Source organism: Levilactobacillus sp. FUA 3915, assembly GCF_044053135.1.
In the GTDB taxonomy this organism is placed as follows: domain Bacteria; phylum Bacillota; class Bacilli; order Lactobacillales; family Lactobacillaceae; genus Levilactobacillus; species Levilactobacillus lanxiensis.
Genome location: NZ_CP168704.1, coordinates 2,836,540 through 2,852,534, shown reverse-complemented (window position 1 = coordinate 2,852,534; position 15,995 = coordinate 2,836,540). Strand labels below are relative to the sequence as shown.

At 52.6% G+C, this 15,995-nt stretch carries 14 protein-coding genes and 1 CRISPR repeat array; of the genes, 9 read left to right on the top strand and 5 right to left on the bottom strand.

Annotated elements, in window-relative coordinates:
- The first annotated feature begins 2 nt into the window (after window positions 1-2).
- From cas6e to cas2e, 3 genes are read left to right on the top strand one after another with little or no spacing between them, the layout of a single operon-like run.
- On the top strand, window positions 3-677 hold the full coding sequence (gene cas6e / locus ACEPST_RS13230; protein ID WP_204120789.1) for a type I-E CRISPR-associated protein Cas6/Cse3/CasE: 675 nt from the start codon (window positions 3-5) through the stop codon (window positions 675-677).
- Window positions 678-679: 2 nt separating this feature from the next.
- Window positions 680-1,639: a type I-E CRISPR-associated endonuclease Cas1e gene (cas1e, locus tag ACEPST_RS13225; RefSeq protein ID WP_395390437.1), complete on the top strand. Its 960-nt coding sequence runs from the start codon at window positions 680-682 to the stop codon at window positions 1,637-1,639.
- Window positions 1,636-2,520 carry a type I-E CRISPR-associated endoribonuclease Cas2e gene (gene cas2e / locus ACEPST_RS13220; RefSeq protein WP_204120787.1) on the top strand — a complete coding sequence of 295 codons (885 nt, stop codon included), beginning with the start codon at window positions 1,636-1,638 and terminating at the stop codon, window positions 2,518-2,520. The genes cas1e and cas2e overlap by 4 nt, the downstream gene beginning before the upstream one ends.
- 35 nt (window positions 2,521-2,555) lie before the next feature.
- A CRISPR array of direct repeats spans window positions 2,556-3,559; the repeat unit is 28 nt; unit sequence GTATTCCCCACGGATGTGGGGGTGATCC.
- Window positions 3,560-3,970: 411 nt separating this feature from the next.
- Here the strand turns inward: cas2e and yjeM are convergent.
- Entirely contained in the window at window positions 3,971-5,482 is a 1,512-nt protein-coding gene (yjeM, locus tag ACEPST_RS13215; protein WP_203645091.1) for a glutamate/gamma-aminobutyrate family transporter YjeM, read from the bottom strand.
- Window positions 5,483-5,527: 45 nt separating this feature from the next.
- Window positions 5,528-6,943, bottom strand: a complete 1,416-nt coding sequence (locus tag ACEPST_RS13210; RefSeq protein ID WP_204120786.1) for a C69 family dipeptidase — start codon at window positions 6,941-6,943, stop codon at window positions 5,528-5,530.
- 258 nt (window positions 6,944-7,201) lie between these two features.
- On the opposite strand from ACEPST_RS13210, the gene ACEPST_RS13205 reads away from it, so the two are divergent.
- The 4 genes from ACEPST_RS13205 to ACEPST_RS13190 all read left to right on the top strand — a co-directional run bounded on the left by ACEPST_RS13205 (window position 7,202) and on the right by ACEPST_RS13190 (window position 10,501).
- A complete protein-coding gene (locus tag ACEPST_RS13205; RefSeq protein ID WP_204120785.1) occupies window positions 7,202-8,098 on the top strand; it encodes a YitT family protein in 897 nt (298 codons plus the stop codon).
- A 71-nt stretch (window positions 8,099-8,169) separates the two neighbouring features.
- On the top strand, window positions 8,170-8,358 hold the full coding sequence (locus ACEPST_RS13200; RefSeq protein ID WP_011667624.1) for a 2-hydroxymuconate tautomerase: 189 nt from the start codon (window positions 8,170-8,172) through the stop codon (window positions 8,356-8,358).
- Between the two features lie 175 nt (window positions 8,359-8,533).
- The gene (gene glpK, locus ACEPST_RS13195) at window positions 8,534-10,036 is read left to right on the top strand and encodes a glycerol kinase GlpK (protein ID WP_204120784.1); all 1,503 of its coding nucleotides are present in this window, start codon (window positions 8,534-8,536) and stop codon (window positions 10,034-10,036) included.
- A gap of 90 nt (window positions 10,037-10,126) precedes the next feature.
- The gene (locus ACEPST_RS13190; RefSeq protein ID WP_204120783.1) at window positions 10,127-10,501 is read left to right on the top strand and encodes a hypothetical protein; all 375 of its coding nucleotides are present in this window, start codon (window positions 10,127-10,129) and stop codon (window positions 10,499-10,501) included.
- Here ACEPST_RS13190 and ACEPST_RS13185 read toward each other — a convergent pair.
- On the bottom strand, window positions 10,498-11,025 hold the full coding sequence (locus ACEPST_RS13185) for a hypothetical protein (protein ID WP_204120782.1): 528 nt from the start codon (window positions 11,023-11,025) through the stop codon (window positions 10,498-10,500). The genes ACEPST_RS13190 and ACEPST_RS13185 overlap by 4 nt on opposite strands.
- A gap of 185 nt (window positions 11,026-11,210) precedes the next feature.
- Between ACEPST_RS13185 and ACEPST_RS13180 the strand changes: the two genes are divergently transcribed.
- Entirely contained in the window at window positions 11,211-12,368 is a 1,158-nt protein-coding gene (locus tag ACEPST_RS13180) for an ArgE/DapE family deacylase (RefSeq protein ID WP_204120781.1), read from the top strand.
- 59 nt (window positions 12,369-12,427) lie between these two features.
- Here the strand turns inward: ACEPST_RS13180 and ACEPST_RS13175 are convergent, their stop codons facing one another.
- Entirely contained in the window at window positions 12,428-13,240 is an 813-nt protein-coding gene (locus tag ACEPST_RS13175) for a Cof-type HAD-IIB family hydrolase (RefSeq protein WP_204120780.1), read from the bottom strand.
- Between the two features lie 223 nt (window positions 13,241-13,463).
- On the opposite strand from ACEPST_RS13175, the gene ACEPST_RS13170 reads away from it, so the two are divergent.
- Complete coding sequence (locus ACEPST_RS13170) at window positions 13,464-14,828, top strand: RsmF rRNA methyltransferase first C-terminal domain-containing protein (protein WP_204120779.1); 1,365 nt, start codon at window positions 13,464-13,466, stop codon at window positions 14,826-14,828.
- A 125-nt stretch (window positions 14,829-14,953) separates the two neighbouring features.
- On the opposite strand, the gene fni is transcribed toward ACEPST_RS13170, so the two are convergent.
- Window positions 14,954-15,991: a type 2 isopentenyl-diphosphate Delta-isomerase gene (fni, locus tag ACEPST_RS13165; RefSeq protein WP_204120778.1), complete on the bottom strand. Its 1,038-nt coding sequence runs from the start codon at window positions 15,989-15,991 to the stop codon at window positions 14,954-14,956.
- Between the last annotated feature and the right edge of the window lie 4 nt (window positions 15,992-15,995).

Here is a 15,995-nt window from a genome sequence, read left to right as displayed (position 1 = left end):
GTATGTACTACTTATCAAGAGTAGAAATTGATAGTAATGACCGCGCCAAAACACGTGAGTTGACACATCTGGGTGCGTACCATAATTGGGTCGAACAAAGCTTTCCCAGTGAGATTCAAGCGGGAGAGCGTCAGCGCCATTTGTGGCGAATCGATCAGTTAGATGGCAAGCGGTATCTCCTCGTCTTAAGTGAAGAGAAACCAGATGCTGAGAAGCTGGCAAAGTATGGCGTGGCTGGGACGGTGATGACTAAGTCTTATGATGGGCTGCTAAACAGTCTCCAGGGTGGCCAGGTGTTACAGTTTCGCCTGACAGCGAATCCGACGCACACGATTACCAAGCCAGGTGACCGGCAAGGACGGGTCGTTCCACATATTACGATTGAACAACAACGGCAGTGGCTGTTAGACCGGGCTGAAAAGTCTGGCTTCCAGCTGATTCAGCAAACAACTGTTGAAGACCCAGATGGTGAGTCAACCTGGTCGTTCAATATCGTTGGCCGTGAGTGGCCAGTCCTTCATCGCAAAACCGGACGGGGTGTTCGTTTGAGCCGGGTCACGTTTGAAGGCCTGCTCCGTATCAGTGATATTGCAAGTTTTAAAGAGACACTGACGCAAGGAATCGGTCGTGAAAAGGCCTTTGGCATGGGGCTAATGACGATTATTCCAGAGGCGTAACCATGGCTAAAAAACAGGCTGGTGCTAAGAAACCCGAACGCTACGAGCTAGGCCGGGTGCGTGATCGGATCACTTTTCTGTATCTAGAACATGCCAAATTGAACCGAAAAGATAGTGCCATTCAGGTCCTGGATGACCGTGGCATTGTTTATGTTCCAGCGGCCATGCTTAGCGTGCTTATGCTCGGTCCTGGTGTCGACGTGACACATCGTGCAATGGAGCTGATTGGGGAGTCTGGTCTGGGGGTAGTCTGGGTTGGTGAACAGGGCGTGCGGCAGTATGCTTATGGTCGGCCGCTCAACCACTCCTCAGCTATACTCATGGCCCAGGCGAAATTGGTTTCAAATCAACGTTCACGCGTAAAAGTTGCGCGCCAGATGTATCAAATGCGGTTTCCAGACGATGATGTTTCCCAGCTAACCATGCAACAGCTTCGTGGCAAGGAAGGCGCACGGGTTCGACAGGTTTACCTGGATCAGTCCGAAAAAACCGGTGTGGCTTGGTCTCGCCGTGAGTATAACCCAGATGATTTTGATTCTGGGTCGCCAATTAATAAAGCGCTAACGGCAGCTCATCAGGCCCTTTATGGATTGAGCTACAGTGTTATCTCAGCGTTGGGCGCATCGGCGGGGCTAGGTTTTGTCCACACAGGACATGATCTATCCTTTGTCTATGATTTTGCGGATCTATATAAGGCGGAATTCTCGATTCCAGTTGCCTTTAGTGTTGCTGCGAAATATGGCGAAGATTCTGATATTGGTTCCCGAACGCGCCTAGCCATGCGTGATGTCTTTGTTGAAAGCAAGCTACTGGTGCGCATGGTCCGGGATTTAAAGGCGTTATTGGGCATGACGGATGTTGATGATCGTGAGGTGGACCTCGTTAGTCTCTGGGATGATCGACTAGGTCTGCAGAAATTTGGTGTGCAGTATCATGAGCTGCAAGAGGATGGCAGCCGATGATTGTGATTACCCTAACGAAGGTACCTAATTCGCTGCGTGGTGACCTGACCAAATGGTATCAAGAAATTCAAACGGGCGTTTACGTGGGTAACGTTAGCGCCCGGGTTCGTGATGCACTATGGGACCGCATCCTAGAAAATATCGGTCGTGGTGAGGCCACGATGGTTTACAACGCAAAAAATGAGTTGGGCTATCAGTTTAGAACGACGCGTAAGGATCGACAGGTGGTCGACTTCGAAGGAATTCCTTTGATGATGCACTTGAAAGAGGCAACTGGCGGTGTCAAGCATGGGTTTAGTGATGCCGCTAAGTTTCATCGCGCAAAGATCATGTCCCATAAGTCTGTCAGAAAGACGCCATCGCCCGAAAAACTAGAAGCGGTCAGTCTTGATTTGGAGACTACTGGACTGGACGCAACTAAGAACGAAATCATTTCCATTGGGGCAGTTAAACGTGACCGGGATGATCAACTTGTTCGGTTTGATCAGCTGATTCAGATTGAACAAGAGGTTCCAGCAAAGATTGCGGAGCTGACCGGGATTACTGATGAAATGTTGCAGAATCAAGGGGTCAGTCTAGCAGATGCTCTCCAAGGGTTACGTGAATTTATTGCAGATACACCCGTAGTTGGCTACAACCTGAGATTTGACGAGATGTTTTTGACGAACGGCTTTAGAAAAGTTAAGCAGAATGACTTGTCATCACGGATGATTGATTTAATGCCGCTGGTTAAAAAGGCTAATCGATTTCTGGATAATTATCGGCTAGAAACGGTGCTGGCTGAATACGAAATTAAAAATCCGCACCCTCATCAGGCGTTAGCAGATGCTGAAGCCACGTTTGCGTTGGCGAGCAAGTTAAAGGAAAACGGGACTTTTTGAAAAACTAAATCCCGGTGTGACGGCGTTTCTTTAGTGTATTCCCCACGGATGTGGGGGTGATCCTAACTTTGCCGTAGCCAATTGCTTTGTCAGCGAGTATTCCCCACGGATGTGGGGGTGATCCCCGCTGCGGGTGGCCGCTGTCGTCGTCTAGGTAGTATTCCCCACGGATGTGGGGGTGATCCCGTCAAGACGGCGGCGAAGTCTTGGCGACAATTGTATTCCCCACGGATGTGGGGGTGATCCCACGCTTTTCGAGGACAAAAAGACCGAATTTAAGTATTCCCCACGGATGTGGGGGTGATCCTTGAGTTCGCAACAATGGATGCCAACACTGTATGTATTCCCCACGGATGTGGGGGTGATCCGTTATCCTTTACGTGTGGAACGCTATAGTTCAAGTATTCCCCACGGATGTGGGGGTGATCCCCAATTAGCTTCCATTAAGTAAGTCATTCCGGCGTATTCCCCACGGATGTGGGGGTGATCCCCAGCATGCTTTTTAAAAGCGTAAAGTTCTTCGGTATTCCCCACGGATGTGGGGGTGATCCTATAGTCATGAAAATCCCTCCGTTTGATGCCAGGTATTCCCCACGGATGTGGGGGTGATCCTATGATGGTAGATGTTTTCCATCAATTACAAAAGTATTCCCCACGGATGTGGGGGTGATCCCATCTATCTGTGGCATAACAATATCTAAATCGTGTATTCCCCACGGATGTGGGGGTGATCCTGATTCGCTTGACACCTTCAGCAATCAAAATAGGTATTCCCCACGGATGTGGGGGTGATCCCGTTGCCAAAAGTTGTATGGTACTTAGGCAATAGTATTCCCCACGGATGTGGGGGTGATCCCCATATTCCGGAATGGATTGCGGCCAGCAAATCGTATTCCCCACGGATGTGGGGGTGATCCCTGGGTCCTTAAAACTAGCTTTGATTTTCAAGTGTATTCCCCACGGATGTGGGGGTGATCCTCATCCTCCTTAATTGGGATAAATTGGTAACTTGTATTCCCCACAGGTGTGTGGGTGATTCCTATCGAACCTATCTCTATACTGCGCTATCGCGGTATTCCCGACAGGTGTAAGGGCCTATTCATGCGGTTAAGGAGAGTCAAAGCTACATCCATCGTCTCCCTGACTGGAAATAAAAATGGTATGTTCTATTCTAAAAAAATAGAGCATACCATTTTTAGGTATAATTCTTTCCTAGAAAACGTGCTTACCACTCAAAGAGTCTCCTTAAAGGATTTATCGTTGCCGGGGGAACAAGCCAGACGCGATTTCAATTATCTTGTTGAAAGCACGACAAGCGTCTCCATGGGTTAAAGCTGGTTCTATAAGCGGCACCTTGGTTATCTACCTGAATATTTGCCGTGTAAACTCAGCACAAACAAAAAAGGAAACCCCAAAAACAAAAGGGTTTCCTCAAAAAACACAAAATCAATTAATTTTCGTCAGCAGGGCGTTCGTCCTTAGAAGCACGCTTTTGCGCGTTGTAGTAGAAGATCCATGCGACAGCCCCGAAGAAGATTGGCCCGATGATCGTCCAGAAGGCGGTCATGTAATCGTGGTCCAGGATTGGTTGGAGACAGGTAAATCCAATCCCACCGACCAAGATGACCAGCACGACCGTCACAATAACGTTCGTCCACAGACGACTCTTGAAGATGACGAATGGCCGTTCCAGGTCCGTCCGACGCTTGAAGAATGGGAAGGCCCCAATCAAGAACAGGTAAGGGAAGGACGTTGACACGTTCCCCATATCCGTCAAGATCAAGTAGAACTCGTTAGCCGCGTTGCCCCCAAAGGCAACCAGGAAGATGAACACAGCAACCACGATAGCTTGGACCCACATTGCGTAACCGGGCATCCCAGCCTTGTTCAACTTCGTCATCCGGGCTGGCCACAATTTTGGTGAAGACCCCACGATGAAGGACTTCAGTGGTGAGTAGACCAGAACGAAGAAGGAACCCAGGTAGGCCATGAACATGCTCAACCCAGTCAACCGGGCTAACACGTGACCCATTGTCAATGATGCGGCACCGGAGAGGCCCATGGCTTTACCCAAGACCAGTCCCAAGTTGTTCATCAACACGTAGGTAATGTTCCCCAGGTTGACTTGACTCTTGCCCAACACTTGGGTCCAGTTCGCACTGATCCCCCAGAGGAAGATGGACAGGGAGTACATGATCGTAATGGCAATCGTTGAAATGATCAAACCCTTTGGGAAGGTCTTTTCAGGCTTGTCCATACTGTCGGTGATACCCCCCATGGATTCCATCCCAGCGTAGGCGAAAACCGCGTACGTCACGAAGGACAGCAGAGCCATTGGTGAAGAGAATTGCGGATTTGGCGAGGCCACGAAGCTGTGAATCCCGTTGATTGGTTCAGCGAGTTGACCGTGATTTAAAATGACGATCACGATACTGGCAATGAAGAAGACCCCGGTCAGAATCATCACGAAGATACCCCCTAATGAGGAAATCTTAGCGATGGAGTTGATTCCCCGTGAGGCGAAGAAGGTCACGGCGAGAATCCACACGATACCCAACAGACCAATCGTTTGCGTCGAGCTCAGTCCCAAGAAGGACCAAGTTTGCGTTTGATCGGAACCGGAAATCAGCGTTGACAGGGGAATCCAAACCTTCGTCGAGGTTGACAGCATCCAGATAATCCAGGATGACAACCAGATGAAGGTCCCAATGAAGGCCCATTTTTCACCGATGGAACCGGCTAACCAAGAATAAATCCCACCTTTGGCTTCCTTAAACGAAGACCCGTATTCCGCCAGCATTAACGCACTTGGCAGGAAGAAGAGGAGTGCCGCTAAGATGTACCAAATGATACTTGCGTAACCCATTTGATCATAGGCGACCGTCGTGTTGGCAAAGCCATAGATGGCCGTGAAGATCATTAAGATCAGACTCGAAAGTCCAATCTTCTTTTGCTTATCCATTTTTAATATCTCCCATTATATGTGGTGACGATTGGTTCACCCGTCTTATAAATTAAGGTCCTGGTGATAATTCAAAGGACCCATGTCGGTGGCCTTGGTGATCAAGGTCGCGGCTAGCTCGCGGTAGCGCTTAATTCCCAATGCAGCGTTCGCGTTCGCCTGTTGCGTTAAGTAATGGTTGAGCTCGATACCAGACAGTCGTTGACCGGTGGCATCCGTTTGTTTTACGGACTGTTTAAAGGCAATCCGCAGGTCCTTTTGTACGGCACTGACCGTTGGCCAAGCCTCGTGATAGTGGGCATCCAGCAAGACGCTCACTAACTTGTAGACCCAGTAAGCAGACTGGTCGTCGTAGGTTTCGGCGCCCAAGTGGTACGCGCCTGGCGTGCTGTCGATGCCGGCGTAGAAGGGCACGTAGACGCTCTGTGCGGCGACACCCATGGCCAACCACTGAATCCCAGCCAAAGCGGGGTCCATGTCGGGCCGGAGCTGGAGCACGTGAGATTCCTGGGTCTTAGCCAAACTGATTGGCCGGAACGCGGTCTTCTCAGCGGCTGAACCGGACCCCACCGGATCGTACGGCGTGCCTTCGAAATGACTGCTCAGGTAGGCCTGGGCCTCGTCTACAGCCAGCAGGTGGTCGGCGTACTGAATAAAGGGAAGCTTAAATGATTGCGGTTCTTGCGCCACTTGTGGGGTGAAACGACGTTGGCCGTCCCAAACCCGTGGCGTATTGTAGTACAGATCCGACTGATCCTGGGTGCCAAAGATGTCGCGCCAAATGAACCGGTCACTGTGCGGGTTCAAGTGGTTGGTCGCCACAAAACTCTGAAGATCCCGGGCGTAAAGGAAGTTCGCGTCATCGTGGAAGTCAATGGCTTGAATCGCCATTTGATTGGCAACGACGGCGTAACCGTTAGCCGGAATCCGCTGAGCGACCCAGTAGTGACCCGCACCCGTTTCCAGGTACCAGGCTTCCTGCTGGTCGGCAAATAAAATACCGTTGGACTCGCTGGTGCCGTACGTTTCGACCAATTGACCGAGGCGTAAGACACCTTCTCTGGCCGTCTTCACGTAGGGCAGAACCACGGTCACCATGGCTTCCTCACCGATACCGTCTTTGACCAACGGATCTGCGCCGAGGACGCGTTCGTTGGAGTAGGTACTCTCCGTGGCGCTCATGGCCACACCGTAAGCGTTGATGCCGTCTTCTTCAAACAGACCATACTTGTCGGTCCATTCGGGGGTGGCGGTATACTTCGCGGCCGTCAGGGGCAAGGGCATGGTGAAGCCGTTGTCGGTACTGACAAACTGTTGCGGCGTGGTCGCGGTCTTCGCTGGGTGGACGACAAAGTGCTTGGGCCAAGCGGCCTTGGCGTCTTCGTTACGCCCAATGATGACCGAGCCATCCACCGTAGCTCGAGGACCAATTAAAATACTGGTACATGCGGAATAATTCAATAGGGGGCTCTCCTTTCTAAATTTGATTAGACTACAGTCCTAATTCTAGCATGTTTATTTTAGGTTCGATTAATTTCGGGGCGTTTTTAATTATTTTGTTTATAATTCTCATAAAAATAAATATTTATGCAGAAAGATTGCAAGCGCTCCGGGGCTTTTGTGGTTAGTTGACCCGGCAAAGCCCCTCCTATCGCTGGTCAACGGCCCGTCGTTGTGGTTAAATAATTAAAACGACACAACGCGTGAGAGGAGTATAAGATGAGAAACACATTAGAAAGTAGACGTGAATTTGGGAAGCATCTCTTGATTTTAATTGGGTCCGCTATCATTACGGCCGTGGCCCTGAATGAATTCCTGGTACCGGGCAAGATCTTTAGTGCCGGAATCAACGGGATTTCCCAGATTATTTCAACGTTATTAGAAATGGGTGGCATTCACCTGAGTACTGGGTGGTTCATCCTGCTGTTCAACATCCCCATCGGTCTGTTAGGCTGGTTCAAGGTTGGCCGGAGCTTCACCATCTACTCGATTGCCGTGGCGGTCCTGACCTCGCTGCTGGCCATTGTCGTCCCCGTGAACAACATTTCCAACAATTCCCTGTTGGCAGCGTTGTTTGGCGGTATCCTGACTGGGGTCGGCGTGGCTTACCCCTTGAAAAATGGGTTCTCGACCGGGGGCATGGATATCGTTGCCGTGGTACTGGAGAAGACGACCGGCCGGACGATTGGGACGCTCATGATGATGATCAACTTTAGCATCGTGATCTTGGCCGGATTTTTATTTGGCTGGGAAAGTGCTTTATACACGATCATCTCAATTTATGCAATGTCGCGGGTCGTCGACAGCATTCACACCCGGCACCAAAAGCTGACGGCCTTCATCGTCACCACGAAGCAGGACGCCGTCATCGACGAGCTGAATCAAACGCTGATTCGCGGCATCACGGTAATGCCAGCGTTTGGGGCTTACAGCCGCAAGGACAGTGCGGTCCTAATGACCGTCATTTCCCGGTATGAACTGTACGACCTGGAGCACGCGGTCAAGGACGTCGACGTCAACGCCTTCGTGAACCTGGTCAACACCGTGGATATTGAAGGAAACTTCTACAACGAAACGGAACAGTTGAAGTTGAAGCAAGAAAGCGTCAAAAAGTAAGCTGATTCTTGCTCCGACGCGGACTTACCGGTATAATATGACTATTCACATACAGAAGGGAACGAAATTAAATGCCAATTGTTAACATCGATTTGATTGCTGGCCGTTCACAAGACCAATTGAAGGCCTTGGTTCAAGACGTCACCACTGCTGTGACCAAGAACACCGGCGCTCCAGCCGAACACGTGCACGTCATCTTACGCGAAATGCAGCCTAACCGTTACGGTGTGGCCGGCGTTTTGAAGAGCGACGAAAAGTAATAAATATTTGCGAAAACTTATAAACCGCCACCAAGTCCGATATACCGGTATTGGTGGCGGTTTCATTTTGAAAAACGTTTGGCTAACGCGGTCGTTTTCGGTATACTAGTAACAAGTGCGACATCACGGCAAAATTAGGCCGTCGCTAACGAACGAATGAATGGAGAGTTGAACGATGAGTGATCAACAATACATGATGGCAATTGACGAAGGGACGACGAGTACCCGGGCTATTTTATTCGACCGGCACGGCCAAATTGCGGGACAGGCACAGCGTGAATTTCACCAGTACTTCCCGCAACCAGGTTGGGTCGAACATGACGCAAACGAAATCTGGAATGCAGTGCAATCCGTTATTTCTGATGCGTTAATCGATTCAGACGTACAACCTTACAAGGTCCGGGGAATCGGGATCACGAACCAACGGGAAACGGCGATCATCTGGGACAAGAAGACCGGCGAACCCATTTACCATGCGGTTGTTTGGCAGTCCAAGCAGACCAGTGAAATTGCGGACCAGTTGAAGGCCGATGGCTACTCAGATGCCATCCACGAGAAGACCGGGCTGGTCATCGACTCCTACTTCTCCGCCACCAAGATTCGGTGGATCCTAGACCACGTTGAAGGGGCCCAGGAACGCGCTGAACGCGGCGAACTGTTATTTGGGACCATCGATACCTGGATTCTCTGGAAGCTGACCGGGGGCCGGGTCCACGCGACTGACTACACCAACGCCAGCCGGACCATGCTCTACAACATCCATGACCTGGCTTGGGACAAGGAAATTCTGGGCTGGCTGAACATCCCCGAATCCCTGTTACCAGAGGTTCGGTCATCTTCCGAAATCTACGGCTACACTGCGGGCTACACGTTCAGTGGGGTTCAGGTGCCGATTGCCGGGATTGCCGGTGACCAGCAGGCCGCTTTGTTTGGGCAGACTGCCTTTGACAAAGGGATGATCAAGAACACGTACGGCACCGGGGCCTTCATCGTCATGAACACCGGTGAAGAACCCACGCTGTCGCACAATGGGTTACTGACCACGATTGCTTACGGGTTAAATGGCAAGGTGACTTATGCGTTGGAAGGGTCCATCTTCGTGGCCGGTTCCGCCATTCAATGGCTCCGTGACGGCATGCGTTTCTTTGAAAATGCCAGCGAATCCGAAAAGATGGCCGTGGATGCCCAAACCACGGGCGATGTCTACGTGGTCCCTGCCTTTACCGGGCTGGGAGCGCCATACTGGAACCAAGAAACGCGGGGCGCCGTCTTTGGCTTGACTCGTGGCACCACGCGGGAGCAATTCGTCCGGGCCACGGTTGAAGCCATTGCTTATCAAACGCGTGACGTGGTCGACACCATGACCAAGGAGACCGGGTTGAACCTGCAGTCCCTGAGTGTCGATGGTGGGGCCGCCAACAACAACTTCCTGATGCAGTTCCAGGCGGACATTTTAAACACGCCGATCAAGCGGGCCGCTATCAACGAAACGACCGCTCTCGGTGCGGCTTACCTGGCCGGCTTGGCCGTGGGCTTCTGGCCCGACATGGACACGATTCGCGCGATGCACAAGTCGCGTGACGAGTTCGTGCCCCAGATGGCCGAAGACAAGCGGGCACGCTGCTACAATGGCTGGCAAGCAGCCATCAAGGCAACGCAAGCGTTCCATCAAGATTAAGCCAAGTTAATTGAAGATAAAACGAAACGGCTCACCGCTGCGGATTGCAGACGGGTGAGCCGTTTTTCGTTAGAGATGGAGGATATGAGGATGCGTAAAGGATTGTGGTTAGTGATTGGGGTGCTCATTGTCGGTGGCCTGTGGGGCTGGGTCGTGGTAAGCGACCCCAGTAGTGCGCAGGGCCAAGCCTACGCGCAACGGACGGTCAACCGGGATTTACGGGCCCACAGGTGGTCCAAGATTAAGACCTTAACGGGCAACGACCAGCAACTGTTGCGCCGCCTGCAGCAGCACCCTAAAATCACGGTGACCGTGCAACCGGATGGCGATTGGCCGGCCAGTTGGTACATGGGCACCATCACCGGGACCAACTGGCATCTGTTAGTGAAGGTCCACCGGCAAAAGATTGATCCGCTGGGCCTGTTTTCTCGGTTCCGGGTGACTAAGATGTGGCGCGATAACTAATCAGCACAATCGCCTAAAATGGCGCGAACGGTTTTGATTCGGGTGCACCAGTCGTTTTCTAAGTAGTTGGTATAAGGTTGGCTGAGCAGAAAGGCTAATAGCGCTTGTTTTTGCGGCTTGTCCAGGTAAACGAAGGTCCGCGGTGCCACGAACGTCGGATCGACCGCGCGCAACGTCTGCGCCGATAAGGTGGGCAGCGTCGCCACGGCCGAAATGGGGATGGCGATGCCCGCCGCGCCCAGGTAATCCTGAATGGCCTGCGGATCGTCGTGCTGGAGCTGTTGACCCAGCTCGGCGAGTTTTGCCGGTGTTGCCGTGAGTGGCTGAGCGCAGCGCACGAATAGCGTGACGCCGCCGTGGGTCCCGGTCATGTGCACGAAGCCCTGAAAGGCGTGTTTGAGAAAATGCTTCCGATACTCGAGCACCTTTTCGCCGAGCCGAATCTGTTCGGTTGGCAGGGGATGCAGGGAAAAGAGGATCGTGGGCAGGTTGGGGTCGTAAAGGGTTTGAATCGTGGGACGCATGGGGAAACCTCCTTTGGTCTTAGCTCTAGTTTACCATTGTCGTGGATGATTCGTGTAGGGGCTTGACGATTACCGGAAATTTTAGGCGTTAAATTAGCCGAACGGGTTGCGGGAATTGTGCGCACGTTCGGGTTACAATGGGGATAATTACTTAAGTTGTTGAATCATTGAAGGAGGAATCTGCAATGGCAGTCTTGACGGCGGCACAGAAAGTTCAAATTCTTAGTGACCTGGTGGCGATTCACTCGGTCAACGATAATGAAGTGGCGGTGGCCACCTACCTGCAACAATTGTTGGGTGAACACGGTATTCAGGCAAAATTATTGCCAGTAAATGGCAACGTCCAACGCCCTAATTTGGTTGCTGAAATTGGCAGTGGCCGGCCAGTCTTAGGCGTTTCCGGGCACATGGACGTGGTCTCACCCGGTGAAGTTAGTCAGTGGCAAAGTGACCCATTTACGTTAACGAATCGCGATGACCGGTTATATGGTCGTGGGGCAGCGGATATGAAATCTGGGCTGGCCGCGTTAACGATTGCCCTGATTGAACTACACGCGGCCGGGCAACCCACGCATGGCACGATTCGCCTCATGGCTACGGTAGGCGAAGAGGTCGGCGAGTACGGGTCCCAGGCCTTCTACGAGACGGGCGCCATGGACGATGTCGATGCCTTATTGATTGGCGAACCCACCGGCTACAACCTGTTCTCCTCACACAAGGGCTCGATGGATGTGCGGTTGACGGCCAAGGGCCTCGCCGCTCACAGCTCGATGCCGGAGTTAGGGGCCAACGCGATTGATCCGCTACTGGCAATTTTGACCCAGGCCAACCAAGCCTTCCGGGAAACGTCACAGGAAAATGCCTTGCTGGGTAAATTGGCCTTCAACACGACCATTTTCTCCGGGGGTAATCAGGTCAACTCGATTCCCGAAGCGGCGACGGCCGAGATGAACGTGCGGACGATTCCAGAATTTGATAACGCCGCGGTCCGCGAGACGCTCCAACACCTGATCGACCAGCAAAATGCGCAGGGCGCCCAGGTGACCATGGACATCTACATGGATCAATGGCCGGTCGAGGAACCGCAGGACAATCCACTGAGTAATTTAGCGGCTAAGCTGGGGGAGCCATTTGCCGGTGAACCGATTCCCAAGCTGCCACTGCCCGCCGTGACCGATGCTTCCAACCTGTTAAAGGACAAGGGCAACCAGTTCCCATTCATCGTCTTCGGTCCCGGTAGCAACACGGCCCATCAGGTCGATGAATATGTTGACCAACAAATGTTCTTGGACTTTACGGAACTGTACCAGCAGCTGTTACCTGGCTATTTAAACCTAAATTAATTAATTGTATCTAACAAAAAGTCGCCACCTCACTGATTTTGGGGTGACGACTTTTGGGCTTATTCGGCTAATTTTAGATAATCTTGTAGGTAGGTGGCGAGGCCGTCGTGGTCGTTGTCGAGCGACGTAACGTCCTGAGCCAGGCCCTTGATGGCTGGGGTGGCGTTTTGCATGGCCACACCCCAACCGGCGTAATCGATCATGGCCGTATCGTTGTGCTCATCACCAAAGGCAATGATGTTCTTGCGGTCCACGTGGTACTGGTGGGCCAGAAAGTCCACGCCGGTTGCCTTCTGGACACCCTTAACGCCTAACTCAACGACAGCGTTCGGGCCACCCCAAGGGGCAGCGTCGACTTCATCACTGAAGTTGTGTCGCAGATAGCTCAGCAGGTGTTCTTGATGGCTACGGTCGACCGCGACCGTTAAGCTCGTGGGATTTTCAGTCAACGTCTTTTGGTTCAAGATTTGATTGGACTGTAAGACGGAAGGGAAGAAGCCCACTTCAACGGGTTGGTCGCGCACGGCTAGGAAGAGATTCTTGCCTTCCGCGGCAATCATGTTGATGCCCAGTTCTTCGCGGTGGGCCAACAGATCGAAGGCCACTTCCTTGTTAAAGGTATATTGGTATTCGTCCGACCATTGTTGGTGGGGGATATGACCCAGGCTCCCGTTAAAGTTGATCATCGGGCCCTCCAGGTGCAGCTCATCGTAAAAGTTGGCCGAGATCCGGTTTGGTCGGCCGGTCACGATGCTAACGATGTGACCCGCTTCCCGGGCTTGGGTCAAGACGTGTTTGGTCTTGGCAGAGAGTTGAGATTCTGCATTTAAAGTTGTGCCATCTAGGTCAATGGCAATTAATTTTCTTTCCAAAGAGAAACACCTCGCAATTTCGTTGGTTGATTGGATTCACGTTCAAAATAAAACTCGCCCTTACAATTTAACACACCTTTCTGAAAATAGCGACCATTTCACTTTCACCCGGGGTAGAGTTCGCCCGGTGAAACGGGTATAATGGGGACAGAATTTAAGACGAAGGCTAGTAATATGTATATAACAAATGATTAGTTGTATCTAGCAAAATGGAGGAATAACGGTGAATTTACCTGACGATTTTATTACGAAGTACCAACGGCTCTTGGGACCGGCAGCGGCCGAGTTCTTTGCCAGCTTTGACACGCCCAGCCTCAGTGGCTACCGCGTCAATCCCGCCCACCATGACCTCCCAGCCGAACTAACGGCACCGGAGACGGTCCCCTATGAACCGTTAGGCCATTTGGGAACCGTTGGTGGCCGGACGTTGATGCACCAGAGTGGTGCGGTCTACAGTCAAGAACCCAGTGCCATGTTTGTCGGCGCCACGGCGGCTCCCCAACCGGGCGATAAGGTCTTGGATCTGTGTGCGGCCCCTGGTGGGAAGACGACTCATCTGGCCAGTTACCTCCAAGGCACGGGCCTGTTGGTGACCAATGAGATCAACCGAAAACGGGTAAAAGTCCTCGCCGAAAACGTGGAGCGGTTTGGCGTACGGTCTGCCCTCATTTTAAACGAATCACCGGACCGACTGAGTCCCGTGTTCCCCGATTACTTCGACAAGGTCCTGGTAGATGCACCGTGTTCCGGTGAGGGGATGTTCCGCAAGGACCCCGATGCCATGTCTTACTGGTCATTGGATTATGTGCAGGAATGTGCGACCCGGCAACGGGAAATCATGACGGAAGCCCTGAAGATGGTCAAGCCCGGTGGTCAGTTGATCTACTCCACCTGTACGTTTGCCCCCGAGGAAGACGAGCAGATGATGGCCTGGGTCTTGGAAAACTATCCGGACTTTCATTTAGCACCGATCAATAAGGTTGGTGGCGTTGTGGATGCCCGGCCAGAGTGGGCCGACGGCAATCCTGAACTCAAGAAGGCCGCGCGCCTGTTCCCACACCTGATGAAGGGTGAAGGGCATTTCGTTGCCAAATTAGAACGGGATGCTGGGGAAGCCGCCCCATTACACGGGGTGGCTAAGTTGGGCACGCCATTGACGGGCGACCAACGGAAACTCTGGCAAGACTTTGCGCAACAGGTGTTAGGCAACAATGACTTTAACGACCTGGTCACGGTCAAGGACCAACTCTTCGCCGTACCCGCAGGCCTGCCTAACCTGAAAAAGTGCCACGTCTTTCGGCCTGGGTTACACCTGGGAACGTTCAAGAAGAACCGGTTCGAACCAGCTTATGCTTTGGCCCTGGCCAGCGACCCACAGCGGGTGACACAAACCTTGGCCATTACGGCTGAGCAGTGGCGCGCCTGGGTCCACGGCGAGACGTTCACGTTGGCAACGGCCCCGCAGAAGGGCTGGTACTTGTTAACGTGCGCCAGTCAACCGGTCGGGTTCGGTAAGGTCGTGGGGACGACCGTGAAGAATTTCTTCCCCAAGGGATTGCGGTTCACCGTTTACGATAATGAAATGTAAAGAAAACCAGTCGAATTTGACTAGCAAAAAGGCGTTTGGGAAAATTCCCAAGCGCCTTTTTCAATTGGCTTATACAATTAGCGTTAAATCAATGCTTTTAAGTTGTGCTTTTTAGAGAATAAGTGCTAGTTCGTGAGGTGTCGTTGCTGACGATAGCTCATTAATTCAGGACTCAACAGGAGCTGTTGTTCCCGGAGTGCCGCCAAATTGCAACACCCAAGTAAGGTTAAAATGTCCCGCAGACCTTCTTGCCAGTCCAGTAACAGCTGCGTGGTCGTTTCTTCATCCGTTTTAATCAGACTGTGGAGGATGTGACCCGCACTTCCCACGACGCGGGCGCCCAACGCGAGGGCCTTAGCGGCGTCCAGCGGTTGCCGGATGCCCCCAGTGGCAATCGATTGAAGTTGGGGAACCTGCCGTGCTTCCAGCAGGGACTCAACCGTACTTTGGCCCCAACCGTCCAGGTAGCTGAGTTCCTTGGCAGGTCGGCGGAAGTTTTCGATTTGGACGAAATTCGTGCCGCCACGACCACCCAGGTCGACCAGCTGGACGCCAACGCCGGCTAACTGATCGAGCGTTTCGTGAGCCATGCCAAAGCCGACTTCCTTGACGATGACGGGGACGTCGAGCGCCGCCACGGTCTCACCGATACCGTCCAACCAATGGAAGGACCGGTCACCCTCGGGCATCACAATCTCTTGCGCCGTATTGACGTGGATCTCCAAGGCGTTAGCCGCCAGCATATCCACGGCGGCCTGTGCCTGAGCGACCGTGTGGCCCGCACCAATGTTGGCGAAGACCAGGCCGTCCGGATTGTTTTCACGTAAGGGGGTGAAGGTGTCGGCTGTGCTGGCATCCTGGAGCGCGATGCTCTGTGAACCGCTAGCGACGGGCATTCCCGTGGCCGCAGCAATCCGTCCGAGTTGGGCGTTGACCTGACCCGTGCGGGGACTGCCGCCGGTCATGGCCTCAATCATGAGGGGTACCGGCAGCGTCAACGGGCCTAACTGCGTTTGTAAGTTCACGTCGGCCTTGGCCATTTCTGGCAGGCTCTGGTGCACGAACCGCAGCTGGTCGAACTGGCTAGCCGCAATGGGTTGATAAAATTTTTCCGCCAACGACAGGTGCTCGTCCTTGCGGTGGGCGTGACGGGTGAGGTCCATAAGT